At 63.3% G+C, this 11,936-nt stretch carries 14 protein-coding genes; 6 read left to right on the top strand and 8 right to left on the bottom strand.

What is annotated here, in order from left to right; all coding sequences use genetic code 11:
• The gene (xoxF5, locus tag NLM33_RS42690; RefSeq protein ID WP_254104390.1) at positions 1-1,803 is read right to left on the bottom strand and encodes a lanthanide-dependent methanol dehydrogenase XoxF5; all 1,803 of its coding nucleotides are present in this window, start codon (positions 1,801-1,803) and stop codon (positions 1-3) included.
• 502 nt (positions 1,804-2,305) lie between these two features.
• On the opposite strand from xoxF5, the gene NLM33_RS42695 reads away from it, so the two are divergent.
• Positions 2,306-3,274 (top strand): helix-turn-helix domain-containing protein, encoded by a 969-nt coding sequence (locus tag NLM33_RS42695; RefSeq protein ID WP_254104391.1) that lies wholly within the window; start codon positions 2,306-2,308, stop codon positions 3,272-3,274.
• 29 nt (positions 3,275-3,303) lie between these two features.
• Here the strand turns inward: NLM33_RS42695 and NLM33_RS42700 are convergent, their stop codons facing one another.
• From NLM33_RS42700 to NLM33_RS42715, 4 genes are all read right to left on the bottom strand, one after another.
• Positions 3,304-4,338: an FUSC family protein gene (locus tag NLM33_RS42700; protein ID WP_254104392.1), complete on the bottom strand. Its 1,035-nt coding sequence runs from the start codon at positions 4,336-4,338 to the stop codon at positions 3,304-3,306.
• Between the two features lie 174 nt (positions 4,339-4,512).
• On the bottom strand, positions 4,513-5,439 hold the full coding sequence (locus tag NLM33_RS42705; RefSeq protein ID WP_254104393.1) for an ABC transporter substrate-binding protein: 927 nt from the start codon (positions 5,437-5,439) through the stop codon (positions 4,513-4,515).
• Positions 5,436-5,792: a cytochrome c gene (locus NLM33_RS42710; RefSeq protein ID WP_254104394.1), complete on the bottom strand. Its 357-nt coding sequence runs from the start codon at positions 5,790-5,792 to the stop codon at positions 5,436-5,438. Before NLM33_RS42710 ends, NLM33_RS42705 begins: the two co-directional genes overlap by 4 nt.
• A gap of 13 nt (positions 5,793-5,805) precedes the next feature.
• Positions 5,806-7,470: a methanol/ethanol family PQQ-dependent dehydrogenase gene (locus tag NLM33_RS42715; protein WP_254104395.1), complete on the bottom strand. Its 1,665-nt coding sequence runs from the start codon at positions 7,468-7,470 to the stop codon at positions 5,806-5,808.
• A gap of 320 nt (positions 7,471-7,790) precedes the next feature.
• On the opposite strand from NLM33_RS42715, the gene NLM33_RS42720 reads away from it, so the two are divergent.
• Positions 7,791-8,183: an EF-hand domain-containing protein gene (locus NLM33_RS42720; RefSeq protein ID WP_254104396.1), complete on the top strand. Its 393-nt coding sequence runs from the start codon at positions 7,791-7,793 to the stop codon at positions 8,181-8,183.
• A 28-nt stretch (positions 8,184-8,211) separates the two neighbouring features.
• Here NLM33_RS42720 and NLM33_RS42725 read toward each other — a convergent pair whose 3' ends face one another.
• A complete protein-coding gene (locus NLM33_RS42725; RefSeq protein WP_254104397.1) occupies positions 8,212-8,478 on the bottom strand; it encodes a hypothetical protein in 267 nt (88 codons plus the stop codon).
• Positions 8,479-8,625: 147 nt separating this feature from the next.
• On the opposite strand from NLM33_RS42725, the gene NLM33_RS42730 reads away from it, so the two are divergent.
• From NLM33_RS42730 to NLM33_RS42745, 4 genes are all read left to right on the top strand, one after another.
• Positions 8,626-8,949, top strand: a complete 324-nt coding sequence (locus tag NLM33_RS42730; protein ID WP_254104398.1) for a hypothetical protein — start codon at positions 8,626-8,628, stop codon at positions 8,947-8,949.
• Positions 8,950-9,215: 266 nt separating this feature from the next.
• Entirely contained in the window at positions 9,216-9,296 is an 81-nt protein-coding gene (gene pqqA, locus NLM33_RS42735; RefSeq protein ID WP_035663753.1) for a pyrroloquinoline quinone precursor peptide PqqA, read from the top strand.
• A 257-nt stretch (positions 9,297-9,553) separates the two neighbouring features.
• Positions 9,554-10,423, top strand: coding sequence for a hypothetical protein (locus NLM33_RS42740; RefSeq protein WP_254104399.1), 870 nt, complete (start codon positions 9,554-9,556; stop codon positions 10,421-10,423).
• 100 nt (positions 10,424-10,523) lie between these two features.
• A complete protein-coding gene (locus tag NLM33_RS42745; protein ID WP_254104400.1) occupies positions 10,524-10,760 on the top strand; it encodes a hypothetical protein in 237 nt (78 codons plus the stop codon).
• Between the two features lie 9 nt (positions 10,761-10,769).
• On the opposite strand, the gene NLM33_RS42750 is transcribed toward NLM33_RS42745, so the two are convergent.
• Complete coding sequence (locus NLM33_RS42750; RefSeq protein ID WP_371930179.1) at positions 10,770-11,117, bottom strand: hypothetical protein; 348 nt, start codon at positions 11,115-11,117, stop codon at positions 10,770-10,772.
• A gap of 23 nt (positions 11,118-11,140) precedes the next feature.
• Complete coding sequence (locus NLM33_RS42755) at positions 11,141-11,935, bottom strand: pentapeptide repeat-containing protein (RefSeq protein WP_254104402.1); 795 nt, start codon at positions 11,933-11,935, stop codon at positions 11,141-11,143.
• Position 11,936 lies beyond the last annotated feature (1 nt).

Genomic DNA, 11,936 nt, shown 5'->3' on the forward strand with positions numbered 1-11,936 from the left:
CTAGTTCGGCAGCGAGAACACGGTCAGCGTACCGCCGAGTGCCGTGTAGTTGCTGAGCGCCGCATAGCCACCGACTGCACCGAGACCGGCGGTCGGATCGGTCAGGCCTGCCGCCAGACCGATGCCGGCCCAGCCGCCCACGCCGGAGAGCACTGCGACGTACTGCTTGCCGCCGTTCTCATAGGTCGTGACGTTGCCGATGATGCCGGAAGGAGTCTTGAACTTGTAGAGCTCCTTGCCGGTCTTGGCGTCGACCGCCTTCAGGTAGCCTTCGAGCGTGCCGTAGAACACCACGCCGCCGGCGGTTGCGAGCGCACCCGACCAGACCGAGAACTGCTCCTTGTTCGACCACACGATCTTGCCGGTCTTGCCGTCCCAGGCGATGAAGTTGCCCATGTGGGTCTCGCCTTGCGGCGGATACATCGAGAGCGTCGCGCCCACATAGGGCTGGCCCGCGGTGTAGCTGACCTTGAACGGTTCGTAGTCCATGCAGACGTGGTTGGTCGGAACGTAGAACAGCTGCGTATCCGGCGAGTAGGCTGCCGGCTGCTCGTCCTTGCTGCCGAGCGCGGCCGGGCAGATACCCTTGGTGTTGTGATCCTCTCCGCCCTTCTCGGTGGAAGCAGCATCGAGAACCTTCGGACGGCCATAGGTCGGCGAGTTCTTGTCCATGTCGACGCCGGAGGTCCAGTTCACCTTCGGATCGTACTTCTCGGCGACCAGCAGCTCGCCCGATTCACGGTCCAGCGTGTAGCCGAGACCGTTGCGGTCGAAGTGGGTGAGCAGCTTGCGCGCCTGACCATTGATCGCCTGGTCGGAGAGGATCATCTCGTTGATGCCGTCATAGTCCCACTCGTCGTGGGGCGTCATCTGGTAGACCCACTTGGCGACTCCGGTGTCGGGATTGCGGGCCCAGATCGTCATCGACCACTTGTTGTCGCCCGGACGCTGCTTCGGGTTCCAGGTCGACGGGTTGCCGGAGCCGTAATAGACGAGGTTCAGAGCAGGATCATAGGAGATCCAGCCCCAGGTGGCTCCGCCGCCGATCTTCCATTGATCGCCTTGCCAGGTCTTGAGGCTGGAGTCCTTGCCGATCGGCTTGCCGAGAGCTGTGGTCTTGTCGTCAACCAGGATCTGATCATCCGGCCCTTCCGAGTACCCTCGCCAGGCCAGCTTGCCCGTCTTGATGTCGTAGGCGGTCATATGGGCTTGAACGCCAAACTCACCGCCGGAGATGCCGATCAGCACCTTGTCCTTGACGACCATCGGCGCCGAGGTGCCTGTCTCGCCCTTGGTGGGATCGCCGTTCTTCGCACTCCAGGCGACTTGACCGGTCTTGGCATCGAGCGCGACGAGCGTGGTGTCGGCTTGATGAAGGAAGATCTTGCCGTCGCCGTAGGCCAAGCCGCGGTTAACCGTGTCGCAGCACATCACCGGGATGACGTTCGGATCCTGCTTCGGCTCGTACTTCCAGACGATCTTGTTCTCGTTCGAAAGGTCAATGGCGTAGACCTTGTTCGGGAACGGCGTGTGGACGTACATCATGTTGCCGATGACCAGCGGCCCGCCTTCATGGCCGCGCAGCACGCCGGTCGAGAAGGTCCAGGCGACCTGAAGCTTGCCGACATTTTGTGCGTTGATCTGGTTCAACTTGGAATAGCGGCTGTTGGCATAATCGCCAGTCGGCATCACCCAGTCTTTCGGGTTCTGCACCATCTTGATCAGTTCGTCGTTGGCTGAAGCGCTGCCGACGGCGAGAGCCGCCGCGGAGCCGAGAAAGGTCGCCAGTAGTGCCTTGCGCATAGTCATTCCTCCTAGGTCTCGTTTATTGTTTCCGAAGCATTGCGTATCGCTGGGCACTGGGGTCCAGCGTCTGCTCGTGCAGGGCGGTCACGATTGGGACCAGAAACGATGCTGTGCTGTTTCCTCCTCCTGGATATGAGCCACAGGTCCGCTTTCAGGTGCGGCCCGTTTCTTGTTGTTCCTGGCACAATCCGTAACCGGTTCGTAAACGGGAAACTTGCCCAAGAGAGAAGGGCATTTGCTTGACAGCGCAAAGGCGCGAACTTTTTGATTTTGCAGTAGCGAATTCAGCAGCTTCTGTGCTGCCGGGCCACTGGCACTGGACTCAGGTTCCCCTTGACGGCGCTGCAACTAAAGCGGAGGATCATCAATTAAGGATGGCAGACGGAGCACTGGCGCTTGCTCCAAAGACCGCCCTAATTTGAGGTAAACGTCGCTTCATCGTGACAGGGGCCCTCTGGCGGCACCCATAGCGATTTGAATCAAATCAGTGGCTGGGATCATGTCCGACACAATACATACGCTCAGCACGACCGGACTCACGCCGAAGAGGCAGATCCAGAGCTGGGTCGACGGGCTGACAAGTCTCTGTGGACATTTCGACGTCGATCCGCTGGAAGCGACCGCGCTCGAAGGCCGCATCGACTACACCACGGTATCGCGCCTGAAACTCTGCCAGATCGAGGTGAGCCAGCATCGCATCGCGCACACGCATGCGCGCGCGAAGGCCAACGAGCACCCCTACATCAAGATTCATTTCCAGACCTACGGCATCTCCTATTTCGAGCAGGAAGGCCGTCACATCGAGTTGATGCCCGGCGACATCATCGCCTATGACGTGTCCTGTCCGCACTCGATCATCAGCCCCGCCTTCACGCGGCACGACGTGGTGATCGTGCCGAAGGCCCTGCTGCGCGATCGGGGCTTCCCGTCCCAGCGGATGCCGGCCTGCAAGCTGACCGCGCGCACCGGCACCGGGCGAATCGCCCACGACTTCGTCCACGCCACTTTCGACGAGGCCGCCAAACTGTCGGCGAACAGCGCGGTCGGCGTCGCCGATTCGCTGATCGACCTGTTGTTGCTGCCTCTGCGCGAGGCCGACACGATGTTCGATCGGGTCGGCCCCGAGGCGATGTATGTGCGTGCCCAATTTTTCATCCGCGAGCACCTGCGTGATCCGGACTTGTGCATCGACCAGATTTCCGCCGAGCTCGGTTGCTCCAAGCGTTATCTGCACATGCTGTTCAGCGAACGCGGCACGACGGTGAGCGACTACATCTGGCAGGCACGCCTTCAGAACTGCCGCCAGGAGCTCGAGGCCCACGCCGGAAAAACCATCACCGACGTCGCCTTCTCCTGGGGCTTCTCGAGCTCGTCACATTTCAGCCGTGTGTTCCGCAAGTATTTCGGCGTCGTGCCGTCGTCGATCCACAAGGCGCAGCAGAACGCCGTTTCCTCTGAAGAGCACTAGGCGCTTGCGCGCTTGCGACAAGCTTCATCTCACGACGAAGCTTGTGACGGACCGCTGCCCTTGTGCATGACGCGTCGCCAGACGATTTCCGTCAGACCCACTGCAATGAGGCCGAACGTGCCCCCCGTGATCACGTTGACCACGCGCTCCTCGGCAATTCCGCTTGCCCCGCCCGCGAACGACGCCGCAAGGGCGATGAAGAAGCAGCGCAAGCCGAAGCCCACGATATAGCGCGAGAATGCGATCAGCGTGAGCGTCGCGCCGAGAACAGCGAGCGCATAGCCGGCGCGACTCTCGGGCAGCGTGATCCCCACCAGGAGGCCGAGCGGGACACCGACGAACGCTCCGATGGCGCGCTGCTTCAGCTTCCCGGTAGACGCCGCGAGATCGCCGACGACGACGCTTGCGGCCGACCACATCACCCATTGCCCCTGAGCCAGACGCAAAGCCTCGACCAGGGCTGCTGCAGCAAAGACAGCCATCGCCGTTGCGGCTGCCGGCAGAAGCCATTCGGCGGCAGGTCCGTAAGAGGGCGGTGCGTGGTCAGGGCGGCGCCGCTGGTCATAGATCTGGATGCCGCAGACGAGGGCGAGCGCAATCGGGGACGACGCCACGATCACGCCGGCATGACGCAGGGCCTCGGACGCGCTCACTCCCTCGCGCACCTCGCAGGCGAGATAGACCGCCGGGATGAAGACCCAATTGCCCAGCGTCCGCAAGGCGTCTCCGTAGCGCGTCACGGCCACGGCAAGGAAGCCGGCCAGCGCCGTCAGCGCTACGAACAGCGGTTTGATGGGAGCGGCGAGGAAAAGGATGACGAAGGTGACGACGATGGCGAGGTAGTGCAGCGCGACCGCCCGCGGAGCGAGATGCAGCTTCAGCGCGGGAATGAGCAGGGAAACCGCGACCAGTCCCAGATTGAGCAGCGCCGCTTCACGGAAGAGGAAATAGGCCGCCACGAGCGGGCCGACGACGACCAGCGCTCTGACGAGCTCGCCGGTCTTGATCTCCCGGAAGAGGACACCGCGCAGGCCTTCAGCGGACGGGATGGTCGGTGAGCTCACGATGGCACCGGATCGTCAGGGGACCACGATGCATAGCACGGAAATAGCCGCGGTGCCTTTGGCGCGAAGCAGTGCGGGGCGCACGCGAGCGCCGTGCTGCACTCTCGCACTCATCGCCCGGCTTGACCGGGGCATGACAGCGGACAACGAGCGCTGCCGTCGTAATGATGAGTCTCACCGCTGGATGATCTGCTTCCAGACGTCGCCGAGGATCGCCGGCTCGCGTGGCGGCAGGTAGGTGAGCCCGGCCCGCTTGCCGAGCTCGGCTATCTTACCTTCTGCCATGAGCTCGGTGAGCGCCTTGTCGACGGCGGTGATCAGGGCGGGATCGCTGGCAAGCCCGACATAGCCGCGATTGGCGCCGATCGGATAATAATAGCCGGACGCGGTGATCGCGGTGTCGGGATGGGCGGCACGGTGGGCGTCGTAGCGGGCGAGATCGAGCAGTGTCGCATCATAGTCGCCGCGGTCGAGCGCGCCCAGGAGGTCGTCACGGCCGGGAACGAGATGCGTGATGCCGTCGATCAGCCGCCCCTTGTCGTAGGTCATCAGGATGGCATCGCCGAGCGATCCGCTTTCGATGGCGAGACGCAGACCCGCGAGATCACCGATATCGGCGATCTTGCGGTCGCGCGCCTTCGGACCGAGCACGACCGTCATCGGCGAATAGATGTAGGGCTGGCTCGGCGCGAGCACGCCGAGCGCGACGCGGCGCCTGCGGTCGTCGCGGGTCGCGCCGTCGAAATCCGGAAGCCTTGCGGTCTTCATGCCGGGGACGACGAGGGAATCGCGGGTCAGTGCGTAGCTGCCCACCAGCGCGCAGCGTCCGTCCGACAGCAGCGCGTTGGCTTCGAGCTGCGGGCTCGAATCTTCATCCAGCTTGCTTTCGAACCACTGGATCTGGAGCGGCCGGTCGAGCCGTTGTGCGATCGCCTCCGCCAGCGTCACGTCGAACCCTGCGCCCGGCTTGCCACGGTGATGCACGGACAGCGGCGGCCGGTCCTCATCGAGGCATATTCGCAACGGATCGGCTGCATCGGCGACTGTTGCGAGAGCCGCAAGCATCGCGGCAAGGCCGAACGCCCCAAGCCGAAGTCTCATGGCCGTCTCCGGCTCGAAATGTAGGCCCAGAGATCGGTGATCTCGTCCTCGCTGAGGATGTCGCCCCATGGCGGCATCTTGTTGTTTTTGCCGTTCTTCACCGTGGTGACGAAACGCGTCTTGTCGTCGGGGAAGGCGCGCAGGTCCGGCGTAATGGTGCCGGAGCTCATCATGCCGGGACCGTGGCAATGCGAGCATTTTTCGGCGTAGGTCGCCTTGCCGTGGTCGACCTGCGCCTGCACGGGGTTGCCATTCGGTTCATCCGCGGCGCGGGCGGTCGCTACGGACGCAACCGCCAGCCCCGCGACGGCAGCGAATGTCGCCGCCGTCCTGATCAAAGTGTCTTTCAGCACATCGAACCCGTGGTCATTGCTTGATCGCGAAAACCCACAGGGAGCCGCCGGGCGGCACCTTGGCGAGCCGCTCGTCGCCGGAGAACAGCGAGTAGACGCCGCCATAGCCGCTGGCCACCGCGACATACTGCACGCCGTCCTGCTGCCAGGTCACCGGCTGTCCCTCGATGCCGGAGCCGGTCTGGAACTGCCAGAGCTTCTTGCCGGTGTCGGCGTCGAAGGCTTCGAACTCACCGGTCAGCGCGCCCGAGAACACGACGCCGCCCGCGGTCGACAAGACGCCCGAGAAGCGCGGGATGTCGCTCGCCGCTTCCCACTTCGACTTGCCGGTCAAGGGATCGATCGCCTTGAGATGGCCGCGCGGTCCGTCGCCGAACTCCCAGGGATCGGTGAGGTCCATGCCGAGATACCATTCACCCTGCTTGAAGGTGACCGGCTCGGCCTTGTACTTGCCGCCGAAGTTGAGCGTGTTGGCATAGGCAAGGCCGGTCTGCGGATTGAACGACATCGGCTCCCAGTTCTTGCCGCCGAGAATCGACGGATAGACCGTGACCTTCTTGCCCTCGCGCGCATCCTTCGCAACATCGGTCTCGATCGGCCTGCCGGTCTTCATGTCGACGCCGGTCGCCCAGTTGACCTTCACGTACGGGTTGGCGGCGAGCAGCTTGCCGTTGGTGCGATCGAGCACGTAGAAGAAGCCGTTCCGGTTGGCGTCCATCAGCACCTTGGTCGGCTTGCCCTCGACGTTCATGTCGGCGAGCACCATTTCGGCGACCGAGTCGTAGTCGAACGGATTGTTCGGCGAGAACTGGTAGTGCCACTTGATCTTGCCGGTCTTGGGATCCATCGCCAGCACCGAGCAGGTGTAGAGGTTGTCGCCCGGGCGTACCGCCGAGTTGAACGGGCCTGGATTGCCGATGCCCCAATAGACCGTGTTCAGCTCCGGATCGTAGGAGCCGGTGATCCAGGTCGAGCCGCCGCCGAGCTTCCAGGTATCGCCCTTCCAGGTGTCGCCACCCGGCTCGTCCGGAGAGGGGATCGAATGGGTGCGCCAGAGGTGCTTGCCCGTCGCGGGATCCCAGCCGTCGATGAAGCCGCGGGTGCCGAACTCGGCGCCGGAGATGCCGGTGATGACGACGCCGTCGGCCACCAGCGGGGCCACCGTCATCGAATAGCCTTCCTTGATGTCGGCGGCCTTCTCGCGCCACAGCTCCTTGCCGGTCTTGGCATCGAGCGCAATCACATTGGCGTCGAGCGTGGTGCGGAACACCTTGCCGTCGTACAAGGCCGCGCCGCGATTGATGATGCCGCAGCAGACGATACGCGGTGTTTCCGCGGGGTACTCGACCTTGGTCTTCCAGATCTGCTTGCCGGTTTTGGCGTCGACCGCCATCGTGGCATTGTGCGAGGTCACGTAGATCACGCCCTGGTACACCAGCGGCTGCGATTCCTCGCTGCGATCGTCGTTGAAGCTGTAGTTCCAGACCGGGACGAGATTCTTGACGGTGTCCTTGTTGATCTGATTCAGCGTCGAGAAACGCTGAAGATTGTAGCCCATGCCGTAATTGAGAACATTTGATGTGTCGGTCGCACCCTTGACGAGCTGTTCGGTCGTCTGGGCACCTGCACCCGTCGACGCAAGCATGACGAGGCTCGCGGCCATCGCAAAGCGTTTCATCCGTTCCTCCCAATGTGCGCGCCTTTTGACGCTGCGATCGCAACACTCCGATGGAACGCAAAATGCGTCAATACGAAAGTCGTAAACTCGCTGCTGAATTGTTGGACGTCGGATGCCAGTTACCCCTGGTAAACTGCTCGTCGTTTCGCACTGCATGCAAGAACGCTGGCGAGAAATTCCGCGGCATGAAGATTGCCCCGCCATGCGTTGCCAGCTTTGCGTGTGCACCACGAGGCGCGTAGACTTCGAACCAGGGTCCCGGCTGGCAACTTGTTTCGATCCCATGGGCGCGCCGGGACGCCCGAGCCGGGAGGTTTTCGATGATATCGCGTCGCTCCATTGCATTCGCAGTTGCAGGCACATTGCTCGGCGGTCCCGTCTGGTCGGCATCCCCAAATGCCATCAAGATGTTCGACACGGACAATGATGGCACGCTCGATCTTGCCGAGGTGAAGAAGGCCGCGACCGCGGTGTTCGCCAAGCTCGATCCAGATCATGACGGCACGCTCGACGCGCGTGAGCTGCGCGGACGGTTGACCGCAAAGGAACTCGCAGCCGCCGATCCGGATCACGATGGAACGCTGACGCTGGACGAATATCTCGCCGTCGTGGAGCAGCGTTTCAACGCGGCCAATCCTGACAAAGATGGAACGCTCGACGCCAAGGAACTGAGGTCGCCCGCAGGACGCGCCCTGCTGCGGCTGCTCAAATGAGCGCCTGGCTGCCGCTTCGGGCTTGCGTCTAGTTCGTCTGCGCGTTCGGGCAGGTGATCGGACGCAGGCTCGCGCCGCGCTTGTCGGGCGGCACGTTGCAATCATCGATCCGCTGTTCATCCGTCCATTTCGGGCCGAGCCGTTCCTTGCCGGTGAGACTTGCCTTGCCGGTGAGGGTTGCCGTCGCGCCCGATCGCGGCGCGGCTCGCTCGTCGCGGCGCTCGCCGGCAATTGCCGGAAATGCAAGACCCGCAACGAGCAGTGGAGTCATGAATCGTCCGCAGAACGTGGTCATGAATCTCTCCGAGATCCCGTGCATTGGTGCGACTACATCGCAATCAATTCTGTCCCGCCACCCGGAACCTGGGACGCGTCGACCAGTTTCTCCCGCGACATCCCGCATCGCGCCGGGGCAGCGCGGCGAGGAGGAGAGGAGATCGAGATGAACACCAAACGTCTGATTTTGACCGCATGCTCCATCCTAGTCTTGAGCGTCGGCAGTGCGATGGCAGGTCCCTGCAACACCGGCAGCGCGACCACCGACAAGGATGCAGGCTCGGGTCCTGTGACCGTCGGCTCGGCGCAGTCGCACGGTTCTGCAAATGATGTGAGTCAGCATCCGCCGACCAGCACGATGAATCGCGCCAGCGGTGAGACGGCTGCGTCGTCGGAAGATGCGCAGCGGCAGATGCAGAGCCAGCCGACGGCGGCACAGCGCGCGGAAGGCGCAAAGGCCAATCCGCAAGCAGCAGACAAGGGATGTTAAGGTTGTTAAGGAAGTGCTGACATCAGCCGACGTCGCTGTCGGGAAAACCTCCCGCCGCATCGGACTCGGGAAAGTCTCCCGACGCATCGCACAAGGCTGCGCGCGCGTTTGCCCAAGAGTGAAGGCGTTTTGCCCGAGAGAGAACTCGGTCTGCAAAGAATCGAACAAGAAATGTTCGACGCGTGATTACAGGCTTGCGTGATCGGCGATGCAGCCCTAGGTTTTGGCTCGCGCGATGTCGCGCTCAATACCTTGGGAGACCCCGAATGGCTTGGAAAGCTCCGAAGATCGTGGAAGTGTCGGTCGGCATGGAAATCAACATGTACGCCTGCGCTTCGCGCAAGTAGGACCATCCTGACGACCTGCCGCGGCTTCAACGGCCAACACCGTTGAAGCCGTGGTAGTGTCAGAGAGCCCCCGAAGTTCTCCACGCGTGTCGAATTGAACGCTCCCCTTCCTGAAGTCGTCGTGGCCTGAAGCCACACCTGAGCCGGCTTCGACGATCACGCTCCAAAATCTCGACTCAACCACCGTCGCATTGTGTTACGCTGCTCTCGGTCAGCGCTGTTGCCGCTTTTGGAGCGGCGCGCGTGCGGGAGCGGGGATGCGGCAGATTGCACACGGAGTTTTGATGGTCGTCGCATGCGGTATCGCGCTCGCGCCGTTCTGCACGCATGCCGAGGAGGGTTTTGATACCGAGCACATCTTCGGCTTCTTGATCGGATCGGATGTCGGCAATCCGGGCGAGCGCGAATTCCAGAGTCAGACGACGGGGCGGTTCGGCAGGGGCGGCGGGACCTATCGCGCGGTCGGTCAGGAAGTCGAGATCGAGGTGGTGCCGCTGCCGAACTTCCGCATCGAGATCGGCAGCAGCGTCGCGCTGCACGACATCACCGGCGTCCCCGATATCGCCGACCGCCGCCAGCTCAATTTCCAGGGGTTTTCGCTCGACCTGCGCTATCGCCTGCTCGATCGCGAGACTGCGCCATTCGGGATGACCATCGCCGCGGAAAGCCACGGCGAGCGCATCGATGAAATGACGGGCGCGAAGGCGCGCAGCTACGGTACCGACTTCACCCTCGCATTCGATCGCGAGATCATCCCGAATTTCGCGATCGGCGCGCTCAACCTGATCTATCAGCCGGAGTGGACGCGGTTCGAGATTCCCGACATGTCCGACAAGAGCTCCACCATCGGCGCGGGGGTCGCTGGCATGGTGCGCGTGCGTCCGAACATGCTGCTCGGCGGCGAGTTGCGCTATTTCAGGCAGTATGAGGGCATCGGGCTCGGCGACCTCGCCGGCCAGGCGCTGTTCGTCGGCCCAACGGCCTATTTCCAGCTCTCCGAGCGCTCGCGCCTGACGGCGAGCTGGAGCACCCAGGTGTGGGGACGTCCTGCGGGGGCGAGCGCCAATCTCGACCTCGTCAATTTCGAGCGCCACCAGGCCCGATTGGTGTTCGGCGTCAATTTCTAGGCCTGGTTCCGCGCTGCATTCTCACGCCGGTTTGAAACTTCCCGCCGCCTGCAGCGTACCCCTTCATGCTATCTCTTGGCGACCATGAGGGATTTCAGGCATGAATCCGATTGATCTGATTGTGACTGTCTGCGCGGTGCTTTCGCCGACCACCTGCGAGGAGCAGCATCTGGTGTTCGCCTATGGCGGCTCGCCGACGCAATGCGCCATGGCGGCGCCGCCCTATATCGCGCAATGGGTCGGCGAGCATCCGAAGTGGCAGGCCGTACGGTGGCGCTGCGAATATCCGCACAGCAACGACCGGGCCGATGCGGGCGTTGCGAGGCCCGCAGCCTGAGCCGCCGCGCTATTTGGTGCAGTCCTTCAGGTCCTTGTCGGCGATCGAGAACACCGCGTCCGCCCTGATCTCGATATCGCGCACGACGCAACTCCGCGCGTTGGGATAGCTGACCTTGGCGTCGTAGCGGCCGGGCTCGACGCCGGTGATGCGCAGCCGCTCGTCGTGGTCGACCTCCTTGTCCTTGTCGTTCAAGGTCTGGTTCGGTCCCCACTCGGTCTTGCCGGCGGGCGAGAGCTGGAAGCCGGAGATGGTCTCCGAGGTCAGATTCCAGAGCCGGATGCCTTTGCCCTTGCTCTGCGCGGCAGCTTCGCCGGCACACGCCACCACCACGATCAAAGCCAGACACCAACGCATCATCAGCCGCTCCTCCCATGCCGTCATTCTCTGATGACGCGCTCGACATTCCTTGCCTTGTCGAAATTTTTCGCGCGGTCAAGCCCGATCGGCGCGATCAGCCTGGTCGAGACGAGATCGGCGCCCTCGAAATCCGTGCCAATGACGGTCGCGCCGCTGAGATCGGCGCCGCCGAGCTGGGCGCTCCTGAGCGAGGCGCCGGTGAGGTCGGCGCCCTTGAGCACGGCGAATTCGAGATCGGTGCGGGACAGGTCGGCGTTGCGCGCATTCAACCCCGAAAGCTTCGCCGAGCGCAGCACCGTCCGCATCAGGCCCATCGACTGGTTGCGCATATCGGCGCCGAGCTGCGCGTCCGCGATGGATGCGCCAACGAGGCTTGCGCCGGAAAGGTCGGCGGCGATGCGCGCGCCGGCCAGATCGGCGCCGTCCAGATGAGCCCGCGCCATCTGCGAGGCGAACAGATTGGCGCCCTTCAGGCTTGCGCCGGTAAGGTCCGCCTCCAGCAGCCAGGCCTGGTCGAGAATGGCGCGATCGAGCCGCGCGCCGGCAAGCTTCGTCTTGTTGAGCCGCGCCGCGCGGAAGATGGCGCCGGAGAGGTCCAGCCCCGAGAGGTCGAGGCCCGACAGCCGCTTGCCGGTGAAATCGGCGGGGGCGGCCGCGCTCGCTTTGGCCAGCACGGCTTCGACCTCCGGCCTCGTCATTTCGGCCGAGATCATCGCGGGCGAGGTGAGGTCGACGTCGCGCATCATGTCCTGCGCGTTTGCCGCAGACGCGACAAGCGCGAGGCCGAACATCGTCAGGGCGACCGTTCGCTTCATG

This window comes from Bradyrhizobium sp. CCGUVB1N3 (assembly GCF_024199925.1).
Taxonomy (GTDB): domain Bacteria; phylum Pseudomonadota; class Alphaproteobacteria; order Rhizobiales; family Xanthobacteraceae; genus Bradyrhizobium.